This window comes from Bradyrhizobium tropiciagri (genome assembly GCF_001189845.1).
Lineage (GTDB): Bacteria > Pseudomonadota > Alphaproteobacteria > Rhizobiales > Xanthobacteraceae > Bradyrhizobium > Bradyrhizobium tropiciagri.
In genome coordinates this window covers 105260-120741 of the sequence record NZ_LFLZ01000025.1, presented here as the reverse complement: position 1 = coordinate 120741, position 15482 = coordinate 105260, and the positions used below count along the sequence as shown (strand labels likewise).

The 15482-nt window shown below is 64.1% G+C and carries 14 protein-coding genes and 2 pseudogenes; 4 read left to right on the top strand and 12 right to left on the bottom strand.

Annotated features, from left to right (window positions below):
* Positions 1–120: 120 nt before the first annotated feature.
* The 9 genes and pseudogenes from AKN84_RS21035 to AKN84_RS20995 all read right to left on the bottom strand — a co-directional run bounded on the left by AKN84_RS21035 (position 121) and on the right by AKN84_RS20995 (position 8265).
* Positions 121–1220: pseudogene (locus AKN84_RS21035) on the bottom strand (hypothetical protein).
* 136 nt (positions 1221–1356) lie between these two features.
* Positions 1357–1728, bottom strand: a complete 372-nt coding sequence (locus AKN84_RS21030; RefSeq protein WP_050422532.1) for a GFA family protein — start codon at positions 1726–1728, stop codon at positions 1357–1359.
* 2 nt (positions 1729–1730) lie between these two features.
* The gene (locus AKN84_RS21025; RefSeq protein ID WP_050422531.1) at positions 1731–2324 is read right to left on the bottom strand and encodes a class I SAM-dependent methyltransferase; all 594 of its coding nucleotides are present in this window, start codon (positions 2322–2324) and stop codon (positions 1731–1733) included.
* Positions 2325–2327: 3 nt separating this feature from the next.
* Positions 2328–4565, bottom strand: a complete 2238-nt coding sequence (gene glyS / locus AKN84_RS21020) for a glycine--tRNA ligase subunit beta (RefSeq protein WP_050422530.1) — start codon at positions 4563–4565, stop codon at positions 2328–2330.
* Positions 4565–5512, bottom strand: a complete 948-nt coding sequence (locus AKN84_RS21015; RefSeq protein ID WP_050422529.1) for a glycine--tRNA ligase subunit alpha — start codon at positions 5510–5512, stop codon at positions 4565–4567. The genes glyS and AKN84_RS21015 overlap by 1 nt, the downstream gene beginning before the upstream one ends.
* Positions 5513–5746: 234 nt before the next feature.
* Positions 5747–5938 (bottom strand): hypothetical protein, encoded by a 192-nt coding sequence (locus tag AKN84_RS21010; RefSeq protein WP_021080015.1) that lies wholly within the window; start codon positions 5936–5938, stop codon positions 5747–5749.
* 115 nt (positions 5939–6053) lie between these two features.
* Positions 6054–6975: pseudogene (locus AKN84_RS21005) on the bottom strand (S49 family peptidase).
* A 242-nt stretch (positions 6976–7217) separates the two neighbouring features.
* Complete coding sequence (locus AKN84_RS21000) at positions 7218–8045, bottom strand: tRNA1(Val) (adenine(37)-N6)-methyltransferase (RefSeq protein ID WP_244485347.1); 828 nt, start codon at positions 8043–8045, stop codon at positions 7218–7220.
* Positions 8038–8265, bottom strand: coding sequence for a putative signal transducing protein (locus tag AKN84_RS20995; protein ID WP_026193157.1), 228 nt, complete (start codon positions 8263–8265; stop codon positions 8038–8040). The genes AKN84_RS21000 and AKN84_RS20995 overlap by 8 nt, the downstream gene beginning before the upstream one ends.
* A gap of 135 nt (positions 8266–8400) precedes the next feature.
* Between AKN84_RS20995 and AKN84_RS20990 the strand changes: the two genes are divergently transcribed.
* Positions 8401–9411, top strand: a complete 1011-nt coding sequence (locus tag AKN84_RS20990; protein WP_050422527.1) for a polyprenyl synthetase family protein — start codon at positions 8401–8403, stop codon at positions 9409–9411.
* A 339-nt stretch (positions 9412–9750) separates the two neighbouring features.
* Here AKN84_RS20990 and AKN84_RS20985 read toward each other — a convergent pair whose 3' ends face one another.
* Positions 9751–10656 carry a transglutaminase-like domain-containing protein gene (locus AKN84_RS20985; protein WP_244485345.1) on the bottom strand — a complete coding sequence of 302 codons (906 nt, stop codon included), beginning with the start codon at positions 10654–10656 and terminating at the stop codon, positions 9751–9753.
* Between the two features lie 6 nt (positions 10657–10662).
* The gene (locus AKN84_RS20980; RefSeq protein WP_050422525.1) at positions 10663–11502 is read right to left on the bottom strand and encodes an AraC family transcriptional regulator; all 840 of its coding nucleotides are present in this window, start codon (positions 11500–11502) and stop codon (positions 10663–10665) included.
* A gap of 239 nt (positions 11503–11741) precedes the next feature.
* On the opposite strand from AKN84_RS20980, the gene AKN84_RS20975 reads away from it, so the two are divergent.
* Both AKN84_RS20975 and AKN84_RS20970 read left to right on the top strand, forming a co-directional pair.
* Complete coding sequence (locus AKN84_RS20975; RefSeq protein WP_050422524.1) at positions 11742–12980, top strand: ABC transporter substrate-binding protein; 1239 nt, start codon at positions 11742–11744, stop codon at positions 12978–12980.
* Between the two features lie 364 nt (positions 12981–13344).
* Entirely contained in the window at positions 13345–14451 is a 1107-nt protein-coding gene (locus AKN84_RS20970; RefSeq protein WP_050422523.1) for a mandelate racemase/muconate lactonizing enzyme family protein, read from the top strand.
* A gap of 107 nt (positions 14452–14558) precedes the next feature.
* Here AKN84_RS20970 and AKN84_RS20965 read toward each other — a convergent pair whose 3' ends face one another.
* Entirely contained in the window at positions 14559–14930 is a 372-nt protein-coding gene (locus AKN84_RS20965; RefSeq protein WP_050422545.1) for a hypothetical protein, read from the bottom strand.
* A 194-nt stretch (positions 14931–15124) separates the two neighbouring features.
* Between AKN84_RS20965 and AKN84_RS20960 the strand changes: the two genes are divergently transcribed.
* Positions 15125–15349 carry a hypothetical protein gene (locus AKN84_RS20960; protein ID WP_050422522.1) on the top strand — a complete coding sequence of 75 codons (225 nt, stop codon included), beginning with the start codon at positions 15125–15127 and terminating at the stop codon, positions 15347–15349.
* Positions 15350–15482: the final 133 nt, after the last annotated feature.

Below are 15482 nucleotides of genomic sequence, written 5' to 3'. Positions count from 1 at the left end.
GAGCTGCGGCCCCTCACCCGATATGCTTCGCAAATCGACCTCTCCCGATGGGAGAGGTGAAGTAAGTGCATGGTCGAACCGATTCGACCCAAACTCATCTTCCTCTGGTCTGGCGCCGGCTTACGATTTCAGGATCGAGAGCAGCGTCGAGGTCGACTTGTAGCTCTTGATCGCGGCATCCTGGAAATCCTGCGTCCAGTTGGCCGCCCGGCGTTCCTCCGCGCTCATCGAGGAATACTGCTTGAGGATGCCGAGTGAGAACTGGCGCGGATCGCCGGCCGATTGGCTCTGCTTCAGCGCATCCAGCACCGCAAGGCGCGTCCGCGTGTTGAGCTCCTGCTTGGCCGCGAAGATCTCCTCGGCGGAAAACTTCTTGTCCTGGTTCAGCGTGATCGCCGACAGCGAGCGGTTGTCGAGCGCTGAGAGGTCGGCGAGCTGTCCGGTCTTGCGGCGGGAATCGAACACCAGCTCCTTGCCGCTCTTCGCCGCATCGCTCTTCTGCCGATCGAGGAAAGCGCGCACGTCGCTCGCCACGCTGCTGAAGTCGCGTGTGTTGCCGGTCGTGGGAGACGTGGTCCCTGCCAGTGCGGCCGCGACGGGGTCGCCTGCAATTCCGGTCGGCGCCTTGTTCGGATCCTGCTGCGTCGCTTGATATCCCTTCAGCACCGCGGCGCGCTGGCTGACCCAGGTCGCGGTGGCTTTCTCCTCGTCGCTGGCACCATCGAACCAGTCGAGCGCCGCCTTGTAGCTGACGCTGTAGTCGCCGGTCAGGCGCGTGGTCGCCAGCGACGGCGCCAAGGCCTTGTCGAAGCGCTGCTTCAGTTCGGTCGCGGCGACCGCCTGCTCGTCGGGCGTGAACTTGCCGCCATTGTTGGTCGAGATCGCAAACAGCGAGCGACGGTCCAGGGTCGAGAGATCGATCGTGGTCTTGCCGTCGACGATCGGCTTCTTCACCCCCGCGACGGTGTAAAGCCGGTCGAGCGTTGTGCGCATATCATTGGTGACGGTCGCAAAGTCCGGCAGCGGCGCTTGGCGAGTTGCGCGCGGGCGGCGTCCGACAGCGTGAGGTTGGTTGCCGCGCTCGGTGTCGAGGACGCCGAGAGGTCACCCGCCGTGCCGTCGCCCGACAACGTCGCCGCCAGCGAGGGCGTCGCGGCGGCCCGCGCATAGGCCGAGCCATATTGGGCGTAGGGATTGGGCGAGGTGCCGATCGAGGTCATCGGGGGGTCCCTGCATTGGCGCGAGGGGCGATTTCTTAAGAAATCGTTGATCCGGCGCGACCTTCGCAGGGCGTGGTTAACAAATTGCAAATTGTGTCTAAATATTTCCCAGACGGAACGAGCGCGCCCCGTTCCGTCAGATGTCCGCCACCCAGCGGTGGCGGCGCTCCTTGTGGATCACGACGGAAGGCGCCGGAAAATCTGGGTCCGCGAACGCTCCGACCGCGACCGCAACGAGGTCGGGCATCCGCGCGGGCTCCCAATTGACCGACGACCCGCAATTCGGGCAGAAATGGAACACCACGGAGGAGCCGCTGTCGCCAGACCTGGTGTATTGCCGCGCCTCGCCCTGGGGCTCGACATCGGCGCGGCTGAAGAAGGCCACGATGCCATAGGTACTGCCGGTTCGCTTCTGACATTCCAGGCAATGGCAGAGCGCGACCGTCGCCGGTTCGCCCTGACAGGTCGCGCGAAGCTGTCCGCAGGCACATGTCGCAAGCCGCGTCATCGTCACCTCCTCTTGCTGGCGACCAGACGGTGAATGACCTTGCCGGAGGACGCACTGACGACCTCCGCGTCGAGCAGCAATGCGGCCGCCGCCAATTCGGAGCGCACCAGCGCCGCATCGAACGCCGCATAGAGCCGGCCATGCACATCGCGCGCATCGTCGCCTCTGGTCACGCGCCAGCTCAGGTAGAAGATGCCGCCGGGCTTCACGAGTTCGAACATACGGCGCACCGACGGCGCGATCAACGCGGGATCGAGATGCATGATCACGGTCTCGCACAGCACATTGTCGAAGCTGCCGGCGGCGATGCCGGATAGATCAGGCAGCTCGGCACGCGCAAAGCGCAGCGCCGGATAGCGGGTACGAGCTTCGGCGAGCAGACCCTCGGAGGCATCAAAGCCTTCGGCCGGAAAGCCGCTGGCATTGAGCCAGGCCACCTCGCGGCCGCTGCCGCAGCCGATGTCGGCGGTCGCACCACCCTTGATGAAGAATTGCCCGACGACCTCCTGCAGATCGCGAGGGGCCGGCTGCTCGTGCCAGTCCTGCGCAAACGCCGCCGCTTCCTTGTCGTAAGCGGCGAGCGTTGCGCGGTCCATCGATCAGCCTTCGATCCTGGAGAAATCCGCCACCGCACGCGTCGCGGCCCGGATCTCGTTGAGCAGCTTCAGGCGGTTCTCGCGCACCTTGGGATCGTCGTCGTTGACCTTGACCTTGTCGAAGAACGCATCGACCGCCGGACGCAGCTTGGCCATCGCGCTCATCGCGGCGGCGAAGTCTTCCTTGGCGACGGCGGCGGACGCCTCGCTCTTCACCTGGTCGATCGCCGCAGCCAGCGCCTTCTCTTCGTCGAGCTTGTAGAGCGCGGCGTCGGGCGCACCGTCGAAGCTGCGCTTGTCCTTCTTCTCCTCGATGCTGAGGATGTTGCTCGCGCGTTTGGTTCCAGCGAGCAGGTTCTTGCCGTCGTCGCTGTCGAGGAACTTGCCGAGCGCTTCGACACGACGGACCACGAGCAGCAGATCGTCCTGGCCGCCAAGCGAGAACACGGCGTCGACGAGATCGTGACGTGCGCCCTGATCGCGGAGCTGGACCTTCAGACGGTCGGCGAAGAAGGCGAGCAGATCGACGATCCCATCGACAATCGAATCCGCGATTGCATCTCTCTGAGACTCGCGCGCTGGATCATTGCCAAAGCCTTCAACAACAGCGATCGCGATCTCAGCGTTGGCTGTCTGTTTCGCTACGTTCCTGATCAACGGTCTCAAATTCTCAAAGGTCAACGACGCCAAAGTCCGTGCCGTAGTGCGACCGGCCGCCTTCAAAGCGACAAGGAGAGAGAAACGAAGTTCGTTCTCTACTATCAGCCTCACAACGCCGAGAGCAGCGCGACGCAGCGCGTATGGGTCCTTCGACCCGGTCGGCTTCTCATCAATCGCCCAGAATCCAACCAGCGTATCCAGCTTGTCCGCCAGCGCGACCGCGACGCTCACCGGATCGGTCGGCACGCGATCGGTCGGACCCTGCGGCTTCCAATGCTCCTCGCTCGCGGCAGCAACAGACGCATCCTCGCCCTGCGCCAGCGCGTAGTACTTGCCCATCAGGCCCTGCAACTCGGGGAATTCGCCGACGACTTCGGTCAGCAAATCCGCCTTGGCGAGACGCGCGGCGCGTTTTGTCTTCTCGACGTCGGCGCCGACCAGCGGCGCGATCTCGGCTGCCAACGCCTCGATCCGTTTGATGCGCGCGGCCTGGGTGCCGAGCTTCTCGTGGAACACGATCTGCTCGAACTTCGGCAGCCGGTCCTCCAGCCTGGTCTTCAGATCGGTCTCGTAGAAGAACTTCGCGTCACTCAGCCGCGGGCGGATCACGCGCTCGTTGCCGGCGACGATGGTCTTGCCGCCGTCGGGCGCCTCGATGTTGGCGGTCAGCACGAACTTGTTGGTCAGCTTGCCCGTCTTGGGATCCCTGACCACGAAGCACTTCTGGTTGTTGCGGATGGTGGCGCGGATCACTTCATCCGGGATCGACAAAAATTCCTTCTCGAACGATCCCATCATCACCACGGGCCATTCGACGAGACCGGAGACCTCGTCGACCAGCACCTGGTCCTCGACCAGCTCGAGGCCCTGCGCGAACGCCAGCTCCTTGGCGTCCTCGACGATGATGTCCTTGCGCGCCTGCGGATCGAGGATGACCTTGGCGGCCTTCAGCTTGGCCTCGTAATCCTCGAAGCGGCGCACCGAAATCGCGCCCGGCGCCATGAAGCGATGGCCATAGGTGGTCTGCCCAGCCTCGATGCCGTCGACCGAGAATTTCACGACATCAGGCTCCTCGGTCTCCAGGCCGAAGGTCGCAATGATCGAATGCAGCGGCCGGACCCAGGACAGCGAGCCTGACTTGGCCGAGCGCGCGCCCCAGCGCATCGATTTCGGCCAGGGGAAGGTGCGGATGATGACCGGCAGGATTTCGGCGACGACGTCGATCGCGGCGCGGCCCGGCTTTTCGATCAGCGCGATGTAGAAGTCGCCCTTCGCATCCTTCTGGATCTTTGCTTCATCCAGCGACGTGAGACCGGTCGCTTTCAGAAAGCCCTGCACCGCCGCGTCAGGAGCGCCGATCTTCGGGCCGCGACGTTCGGTCTTCAGGTCGGGCTGGCGCGCGGGAATGCCGTGAACGGTCAGCGCGAGGCGGCGCGGGGTCGCAAACGCCTTGGCGCCTTCATAGACGAGGCCTTCGGCGACGAGCTTGTCGGTCACCATGCGGCGCAGATCGTCCGCCGCCTTCGCCTGCATGCGCGCGGGAATTTCTTCGGAGAACAGTTCGAGGAGAAGATCGGGCATCAGACCGCCCTGCCCGTTTCAGTGTGGATCCAAGCCTCGCCGCAGGCCTTCGCCAGATCGCGGACGCGGGCGATGTAGCTCTGCCGCTCGGTCACCGAGATGACGCCGCGGGCGTCGAGCAGGTTGAACACGTGGCTCGCCTTGATGCACTGGTCGTAGGCCGGCAAGGCCATCAGATGTTCCTTACTGTTGCCGCCCGGGCTCTTAGATTCTTGCCAGCCGGCGGCGAGATATTTGCGGCAGGCCTCTTCCGCCATCCTGAACTGCTCGAACAGCATCGTGGTGTCGGCGTACTCGAAATTGTGCCGCGAATATTCCTGCTCGGCCTGCAGGAAGACGTCGCCATAGGTCACCTTCTCCGCGCCCTCGCGGCCGTTGAAGTTGAGGTCGTAGACGCGGTCGACGCCCTGCACATACATCGCGAGCCGCTCGAGCCCGTAGGTGAGCTCGCCCGCAACCGGCGCGCATTCGACGCCGGCGACCTGCTGGAAGTAGGTGAACTGCGAGACTTCCATGCCGTCGCACCAGCATTCCCACCCCAAGCCCCAGGCGCCGAGCGTCGGGCTCTCCCAATCGTCCTCGACGAAGCGGATGTCGTGGATGGCGGAATCGATGCCGATCGCGGCCAGCGACTTCAGGTACAAGTCCTGAAGGTTCGGCGGCGACGGCTTCATGATCACCTGGAACTGGTAGTAATGCTGCAGCCGGTTGGGATTTTCGCCGTAGCGGCCGTCCTTGGGCCGCCGCGAGGGCTGCACATAGGCCGCGTTCCAGGGCTTCGGCCCGAGCGCGCGCAGCGTGGTCGCGGGATGGAAGGTACCGGCGCCCATTTCCATGTCGTAGGGCTGCAGGATGACGCAACCCTGCTCGGCCCAGAATCGCTGGAGGGCCAGGATGAAGCCCTGGAACGAACGTTCCGGGCGCATGTGGTCAGGCAGGGCGTCCATCGTTGGAATCGATCTCGCGAGGGGGTGTGAAAACGCGCGGGACCGTATCGGCGGCGGCCAATGGAATCAAGGCGATGAGGGATGTTTCTGCCACCTCGCCCCGCGTGCGGGGAGAGGTCGAAATCCGCGCGCGCGCGGATTTCGGGTGAGGGGGATTCTCCGCACACTCTCGTCGGTCGAGTTTGCGGAAACAGCCCCTCACCCCGCAAGAGCAGGGCGAGGGAGAACCAAGCGCTAGCCCGGGCGGTACGCCCCGGTCACGGGGTCGCGGCGCAGGGTCTTGATTTCGCTCGCACGCGAGGCCTCGGCCACGCGGGACAATCGCGCCTCTTCCAGTTCCTGGTTGATCCGGACGGCCGTCTTGTATGCCCAGCGGACCACGGCCAGGCCACCCAGGACGCCTGCGAATGCAATCAGCGGCGGCATCGGTCGATCCTTGTCGTTCACGTCTGTCAGGCCCCCAATACCCTCATTGTCGCGCAAGGCGGCCTGCGCCGCAATCGCGGTTTTGGGGCTAAATGGCGCGCTCAAATCCCCGTGTTCACAGCCCGAATCTGGCCCAAATGGCCCGTGTTTCCACCGCGGAGATCAGATCGTCCGGCAAGCTCGCGATCCCGTCCAGCGCCGCCATCGAGCCCGCCCCGGGCGCCCTGCGGCCGAGCAAGCCGGACAGCATGCCGCTGGCGGGCGCGATCACCGGGGTCAGCACCTTCTCGCCATAGCGGGCCCGCAGCGTGGCGCGGAGGTCGCCGATGCCGTCGGCAAGGCCGAGGCCAATAGCGGTCTCGCCCGCCCAGTATTCGCCGGTGAACAACTCGTCGTCGGGCCCCTTCAGGCGGCTGCCGCGGCTCTGCTTCACCAACGCAATGAAGATCGCATGGATCTCGCGCTGGATCGACTTCAGCCGGGCGACGTCGTCGGGGTTTTCCGGGAGGAACGGATCGAGCATCGCCTTGTGCGCGCCCGCCGTGTAGAGCCGCCGCTCGACCCCGATCTTCTTGATCAACCCCTCGAGGCCGAAGCTGCCGCCGACCACGCCGATCGAGCCCAGGATCGACGACGGGTCGCAATAGATCTCGTCGCCTGCGCAGGCGATCATGTAGCCGCCGGAGCGCGACGTCCTCGACGAACACCAGCACCGGCAGCTTCTTCTCGGCCGCCAGCTGCCGGATGCGCAGATAGATCTGGCGCGACTGCACAGGCGAGCCGCCAGGCGAATTGATCACCAGCGCCACCGCCTTGGCATTCCGAGTGCCAAAGGCGCGCTCCAGCATCTTGGCAACGCCGGCGAGCGTCATGCCGGGCCGCAGCGGCGTCACCGCGCCGATCACACCCGACAGCCGCACCACCGGCACGACCGCCGTGCCACGCCGGAAACGTGCCGGCAACATTCCCTGCACGCGATCGAACACTCCCGAACGTGCTCCGGAATGTCGTTGGCGATCACTTATTTGTTCACTCATACCGTTACCTCGAATTAACCACTTTTTATCACGCCAGTGTCATTGGATTCCGTGGAACGCGTTTTGCATTTTGTCATTGGGGTTGCAATTCGCGGCGGAGAGGGACTCATGAAGATCTATCTGCTGATTATGCTGATCGGTACGCTCCTGACGGCGATCCGCTTCACATCAAGGCCGGAACGCCAGTCGGAAACGGCTTCGCAGTGATTTAGTGCCAGTCACGCGGGCAGCGCGCCTGCCCGTTAGCGCCGCGCCAACGGCAATTTTCCTTTCCCAGCCAAAACCTCCTGCACCCATTTATTGGGCACACCTGACTCTTCATTGAGCAACAGCGCGGCATGGAGCCGCGTCGGCGCCCGGCCGCCCTTGGTGGCCCGCACCAGGATTCGGATCGCTGGCGAAGCCGCCTCGCCGTGAACTGGCAGGATCTCAAGGCTGCCGAAGCCGCGGTCCAGCGCAGCCAGCACGTCGGCAATCCCGTCGGCCCGCCAGATCATCGCTAGCTGCCCATTCGACTTGAGAATCCGCCGCGCCGCATGCACCCAGGCCGCAAGCGTGGTTGCGGTCGCGACATGTGCACGCTGGCGGACGCCGTCCGGCGAGGCACGGTGCCGCGATGGATCGTTGAACGGCGGGTTCATCAGCACGACATCAGCGCTGTCGGGTGCGAGGCCGGCCGCGGCAAACGCCGGCGCGTCCGCTTCGACATCGAGGATGACCACCTCGGCCATGATCGCGTTGGCGCCGGCGTTATCCCGGGCAAGCTCGGCCATTGCAGGGTCGATTTCGACCAGGACGAGGTCGATCCCCCTCACCCGCCGCGCCACCGAAAGCCCGGCGGCACCGACACCGGCGCCGAGATCGACGACACGGTCGCCCGACCGGGCCGGCGTCGCTGCAGCCAGCAGGATCGCGTCATGGCCGGCGCGGTGGCCGCCGCGGGGTTGCCGGAGGCGCAATTGCCCGCCGAGGAATCTGTCCTCGGTGATCTCGGCCGCCGGCGACTGCTTTTTTGACGCGTTTTCCTCACGCGAACCGGGGCCCACTTCGCTTGAAAACGCTCTAGTCATCGGCCCGCAATTCGTGGCCAAGGCCGGCATCGGTCAGGAGCTGGCGGGCCTCGTGGTTGTCGTCCTCGTGCACCAGGATCCGCCGCGGCAGCACGCCGAGCGAGCCCTCGATGATGCTCATGTTCTGGTCCAGCACCAAATGGTGGATGTTAGCGCTGTCGAGCAGCGCGCCGATGGCGGAGACCAGCACCATGTCATTGGTCCGTACCAATTCCCGCAAAATACGCTCTCCTGTCGCCCCGGCAGTGCAGCGAATGCGTCATATGTCAACAGCTTCGAGGCCTTGCCGCTGCACCGCGCAGTTTCTATTGTTATAGCTGAGCATAATGCGTATTCGGCAAAATTGGAGACCAGCGTGGCGGTTATTGTACCCTTCGAAAGCCCGTCCAATGCTTCGATCGACGGGCTGGTGGGACTTGTCGCCGCCGACATGGAGCGCGTCAACGCGACCATCATTTCGCGGACCGGCTCCGAGGTCACCATGATCCCGGAGGTCGCCAACCATCTGATCTCGTCCGGGGGCAAGCGGTTGCGCCCGATGCTGACCCTGGCGATGGCCCAGCTCGCCGACTACACAGGCGACGGCCATATCAAGCTCGCCGCCGCGGTCGAGTTCATGCACACCGCGACCCTGCTGCATGACGACGTGGTCGACGAGAGCGAGTTGCGCCGCGGCAAATTGTCCGCGCGGATGCTGTGGGGCAACGAGGCCAGCGTGCTGGTCGGCGACTTCCTGCTCGGCCAGGCGTTCCGGATGATGGTCGAGGTCGGCTCGCTGCGCGCGCTCGACATCCTGTCCGCGGCCGCCGCCACTATCGCCGAGGGCGAGGTGATGCAGCTTGCCGCCGCCAAGAACACCGCGACCACCGAGGACGAATATCTCGCCGTGATCCGCGGCAAGACCGCCGAGCTGTTCGCCGCCGCCTGTGAGGTCGGTCCCGTGATCGCCAACCGGCCCAAGGCCGAGCAGACCGCCTGCCGCTCGGTCGGCATGAATCTCGGCATCGCCTTCCAGCTCGTCGACGACGTGCTGGACTATGGCGGCAAATCCGCAAAACTCGGCAAGAATGTCGGCGACGATTTCCGCGAGGGCAAGATCACGCTGCCGGTGGTGCTCGCCTTCCGCCGCGGCAACGACACCGAGCGCAAGTTCTGGATCCGCGCACTCGAGCGCGGCGAGATCGGAGAGGCCGATCTCGACCACGCGATCGGCCTGATGACCAAGCACCGCGCCCTCGAGGACACCATCAGCCGCGCCCAGCACTACGGCGCGATGGCGGTCGACGCGCTGGCCCTGTTCCCGCCGTCGCCGATGAAGACGGCGCTGGAACAGGTCGTGGCGTTCTGCCTGGCAAGATCGCACTGAGTTAGGCACCAGCGAGCACCAAAGTCGGTGTCGTCCTGGCGAAGGCCAGGACCCATAGCCACCGAATTTGATCGTGACAGAGATCGTGGCCCCAGCGTCGCGCGACAATTGCCATTCAGGGTAATGGGTCCTGGCTTTCGCCAGGACGACGATAACGGTGAGGCGCAATTCAACCCACCAAATGGCGCGGTGTCATCACCCGCGCATGCGGGTGATCCAGTATTCCAGAGGCAGTCGTTATTGAATCGATGGGCCGCTGCGTACTGGATCGCCCGGTCGAGCCGGGCGATGACGGTTGTAGTGTGGACGCAGCTTCGCATTCTCGCGCCCGCCCCTCAGCTACACGTCCTGCACACAGTCAAGCACGGCGTTGAACACGGCTCCGGGAACGCGCACCCGCTCATCGCGATCCAGCGCACCGAGTTCATCAAGGTGAGCATCCGGCTCGCGGCTGACGATTGCCAGTCGGTCGAAGAAGGCCAGATCGAGCTCGCTGTCCCGCACGCGCATGGCGCCCCAAACGTCCCATGGCAGCATCTCGCGATTGTTCAGCGCGCCGATGTCGCGGACGAGATTGCCCGCAATGAACCAGAGACCATGCATGTCGAGGATGCCGAAGGCACTCGGGTCACGGCGCCCGGCGCGGCAGAGCGACCAGGCATCGCCGGCGACCAGGAACTGATCTCGCGGCACGTCCGCCGCATCGAAGCCGATCCCGAACAGCTCACGCTGCCGATCGTCGATCTGGGAATCGAACAAGACCCAGCCTTTCCTGTCCTCGTTCCAGTACTCCGTCACCCAATGGTCGATGTATTTTCCCGCCTCGAAATAGGCGCCAAACCCGCAGCGCGCACGCGCCGGAATGCCCTGCGTGCGCAACATCGCCACATGAAGCAGCGTGAAGTGCCTGCACACACCGACCTGCCGCTCGTTGACGGCACGTGGTACGGCAAGCGGCCGGGCGTCGCGCGCCACGATTTCATCCAGCATGTCCTCGACGGCGCGGACCTGCGATTGGGCTTGCCGGTCGCCGCCGAGCGCCACCCCATAGGCCGGGGCGATGTGCTGATGGATCAAGAGACCCTGCACCGTCGCCGCAAGCGCACTGGGCCCCCGCGGCAGGCCATCGAACAGAGCGGCGTGACGCCCCGGATCGCTCATCGCAACGGGTCTTTCGTATCTGTCGACGTTCATCTGAAGGGTCTCCCGCACGTTTCGCCCCCCCCCCCCGCGCAACCACCACACAAGCCGCTACTCCTTCACCGGCACCCAGATCTCGAGCCCGCCAACGCCGGTCGACGCGTCGAACCTCTCGTCGTAGCGCTCGAAGTTCGGCGCGTCGGCGACCTTCATGCCGGATTGCGGCAGCCAGCGATTCCAGATCGTGTTGACGGTACGGCGGATGGTGGAGATGTGATCCTTGTGGGTGAACACCACGTATTTCTGCGCCGGGATCCGGACGCGCGCGAACTCGCGCGGCAGATCGGAGAAATCGGCGACCTCGACGCCCGCGATGTAGTCGAAATTGCCGGCATCGTCGCCGTTGCAGCAGACGCCGTAGGCGCCGTTACCGATCTGACGCGGAATATGCGCGTATTGCTGGTGGAAGCCATGCCACTGGTTCGGAATGCCGGCCGTGCTGTCGTTGGCGTGGTTGTAGCGCTCGCCGACGCCGGCGACGAGAAAGGCCTCGCCGGTGGCGATGCGCGGCGGATCGAGATGATCGAGAGCGGTCGAGATCATGGTGATCGGCTCCTGGAGCTTGAGCGTCGCCAGACACGTCGTCGCGCGCACCGTCTCCGGCGTGACGCCGAAATGGTCGCGAAACGCGCGGGTGAATGCTTCGTGGGAGCCGTAATCCGCATCCAGCGCGAGCGTGAGAATATCGGGCGCACCGGCCGCGAGCTCGCGCGCGGCCTCGCTGAGGCGGCGCGCCCGCACATAGCGCATCACCGAGAACCCGGTCGCCTCCGCGAACGCCCGCACCAGATGGAAGCGCGAGACCCCGGCGACGACAGCGATATCATCGAGCGTCAGCGACGTGCGCAGGTGGCTTTCGATGTACCAGAGCGCCTTCTGGGCTGGATTCATGGACGACGGCCTTCCTGCAAAGCGCGGGCATCATGCATGGCCGCGACGCGCGGCATTTGACAATCCTTGCTGCGCGCGGCGAAACCGTGGTTCCGCTCTGCGAAATTTTAGCCCAAAGCGGTCGCTGGCAACAGCGTTGCAATCGTGCATACTCGCAGATGCATCGATCCGACGGCTCATCAAGCTGCCCGAAAATCAAGACTGCACGAGCCGCGGCCAGCATGTCAGGGAGGACAAGGATGCACCACCAACGCCTGAGCTATGCCAACTGCGTCGCATCAGCGGCGCTTGCCGGACTTTTGACGATCACCGTCGCCGGCGCAGCCAACGCCCAGAAGAAATACGATCCGGGCGCGACCGACACCGAAATCAAGGTCGGCAACATCATGCCCTATTCGGGCCCGGCATCCGCCTATGCCACGATCGGCAAGACGGAAGCGGCCTATTTCAACAAGCTCAACAGCGAGGGCGGCATCAACGGCCGCAAGGTCAACTTCGTCTCCTATGACGACGGCTACAGCCCGCCGAAGATGGTCGAGCAGGCCCGCAAGCTGGTCGAGAGCGACGAGGTGCTGCTGATCTTCAATCCGCTGGGCACGCCGGGCAACACCGCGATCCAGAAATACATGAACGGCAAGCGGGTGCCGCAGCTGTTCGTCTCCACCGGCGCCGCCAAGTGGAACGATCCGAAGAATTTTCCGTGGACCATGGGCTGGCAGCCCAGCTACCAGGTCGAGGCGCGCATCTATGCCAAATACATCCTGCAGAAATATCCCGGCAAGACCATCGGCGTGCTCTACCAGAACGACGATTTCGGCAAGGACTATCTGATCGGCCTGCATGAGGGGCTGGGCGAAGAGGCCAAGAAACTGATCGTCGTCGAATCCTCCTACGAGACCACGTCGCCGACGGTGGATTCGCAGATCGTGCAGATCAAGGGCGCCAACCCCGACATCTTCGTCAACATCGCGACGCCGAAATTCGCGGCGCAGGCGATCAAGAAGGCCGCCGAGCTCGACTGGCACCCGGTCCAGTTTCTGACCAACGTCTCGGTCTCGATCGGCGGCGTGATGAAGCCGGCCGGCTTTGAGGCGAGCCAGGACATCCTCTCGACCCAGTATCTGAAGGATCCTGCCGATCACGAGTGGAAGAACGATCCGGCCATGAACGAGTGGCGCGCATTCATGACCAAGTGGTATCCCGAGGGCGACCAGAACGACGCCTCCACCGTGTTCGGTTACGGCGTCGCCAAGGGGCTGGAGCAGGTGTTGCGGCAATGCGGCGACAACCTCACCCGCGACAACCTGATGAAGCAGGCGGCCAGCCTCAACTTCGAGATCGGGATCTATCTGCCCGGCACCAAGATCAAGACCGGGCCGGACGACTATGCACCGATCGAGCAGTTGCAGATGATGCGCTTCAAGGGCGAGAGCTGGGAGCGGTTCGGCCCCGTCATGAGCGGCGCGAAGAGCAGCTAGAGCATGATCCGGAAAAGTGTAAAGCGGTTTTCCGGACAGATCATGCTCAAACAATGAGCCAAAGCGCGATGATGATTCACCCCAAATCTCATCGCGCTTTGGGGCTTTCCTCCACAACTTTGGGCTTCATGATGCCCGGCCCTGCGCCGGGCATCCACGCCTTCGACACGATTCACGCGCAAGTTTCTTGTCACGCGCAAGATTCTTGCAAGCAAGACTTGTCACAAGCAGACTTGCAACAGCCGGAACCCGGGCGAACCTGAGCAAAGCCGCGCGCAAGCTCGCCGTAGTTGGGCTAGAGTGTCCGGCAATCACGCGCTCCAAGGACATCCTGCTACATCCTGCGATCGGAAGGACAACAACAATGAAAATCACCGACGTCCGCGCCCATCACATCCGCATTCCCTATGACGCCGGCCCTGCGAGCTTCCGCCAGGGCGCATCCGCGATCTCGGCGCTCGACATGGTGCTGGTCGAGGTGTCGACCGATGCCGGCCTGACCGGCTGGGGCGATGCCTTCGCCTATGTCTGTCCGAAGACGAGTTGCACGGCGGTGGCCGAGATGATCGCGCCGCAGGCCCGCGGCCTCGAGGTGCCGGACGCCGCCCAAATTCCAGCGGCGATGGAGCAGATCCAGCGCAATTTGCATCTGTTCGGCCGCTACGGCATCACGATGTTTGCAATCTCGGCGCTCGACATCGCGCTGTGGGATCTCGCCGGCAAGGTGAAGGGCGTGCCGCTGCATCAACTGATCGGCGGCGCGAAACGCAACACGATCCCGGCCTATGCGAGCCTGATGCGGATCGGCAATCCCAGCCACATCGCCGCCGAGTGCAAGAAGGCGATCAAGCTTGGCTATTCCGCGATCAAGCTGCACGAGACCACCGTGCCCGCGGTATCAGCCGCGCGCGAGGCGATCGGCCCCACCGTGCCGCTGATGGTCGACATGAACTGCCCGCTGGACGGGCCGGCCGCGATCCAATTCGCCCGCGACTGCAAGCAGGCCGCGCCGATGTTCCTGGAGGAGCCGGTCTGGCCGCCGGAGGATTTTGCGACACTCGCGGAAGTGCGCAGGGAAGGCCGGCTCGATATCGCCGCCGGCGAGAACGCCTGCACCGTGCATCAATTCCGCCAGATGATGACCGCGGGCGCCGTCAGTCACGCGCAGCCATCGGTGATCAAGGTCGGCGGCGTCACCGAATTCCTGCGCGTCGCCGTGCTCGCCGACGAGTTCGGCGTCCAGGTGATTCCGCACTCGCCCTATTTCGGGCCGGGCTTCCTCGCCACGTTGCATCTGATGGCGATCCGCGACGCCGGGATGATCGAGGTGTTCTTCATGAAGCGACCCGCCTGCCTATGGGGCGACCGCATCGACGTCGACGCCAAGGGCCACGTCGCCGTGCCGCAGGGCCGCCCCGGGCTCGGCTACGAGCCGGATCGCGACGTGATGGAGAAGTATCGGGTGGCGTGAAGAGCCCCGGCTCTTTCCGCGTCATTGCGAGCGAAGCGAAGCAATCCATAGCGCCACGTGTGGTGAGATGGATTGCTTCGTCGCTTCGCTCCTCGCAATGACGATCCCTACTTCGTCGCGTCCTTCGCCGCAGGCGCCGCATCCTTCGCCGGCGGCGCGTCGGCTTTCTTCTTCATGTCCTCGGTCAGCTTGGCCTGCGCCGCCTGCAAATCGGTGACGAGCTTCTGCAAGGTCGCGAGCGAACTCTTCAGGCTGTCGATCTGCCGGTTGGCGGCGTCGAGCTTCTGCTGATGATCCGTCGTGAGCTTGCTGATCGTCTTCTGCAGAAAATCGACATTGCTCTGCAGACAGCTGGTGCGCCGCTCCATTGTCTTCTCGACGGTGCAGATCTCGATGCCGGGAACGTCCTGCGCATGCGCGGTTCCGACGACGCCGAGCGCAAGCGGCACGAGCAGGACAAGAGCGAAACGAGCGATCATCGGCATCCCCATCAAACGCGTCATTCACAGTTTTGTGCTCGCGACGCTGAAAGCCGGGCAGACATACCACACTGAAACCGTATTCGAGCGGTGTGCTGCATCCATTACGGGGACTACTCGTGGGGACGGGGCCTTCGGAACTTTGTTTGGTTCGACCCCTTTTGGCTCGACCTTGGGCAGTGGAGACAGATCGTATGGCAACGCGCGAAAAACGGCTGGCGCAATTCGACGGCAATGGCGAACCTTCGCCGGAGCAACGCGTGGAAGTGCTTTGTGAGGATCACAGCGGAACGTATCAGCTGCCGTTCGCGTGCCGCTTCGTCGACGGCCAGTGGCGCAATGACGCGACAGGTGGCGCGCTGGAAGCCAACGTCATCGCCTGGCGCAGGCCGCGCGAGAAGCAACCGGGCATGGCCTGAGCCGATCAGGCGCCATTCTTGCGCATGGTCCTTCCGGGACCATGCATGCTGTTTCAAAACGCGACGCGCACGCAGTGCGCTTTAAGATTTGGAACGCGGATGGAACGAACCGCGTCCGAATCACTGATTGAGC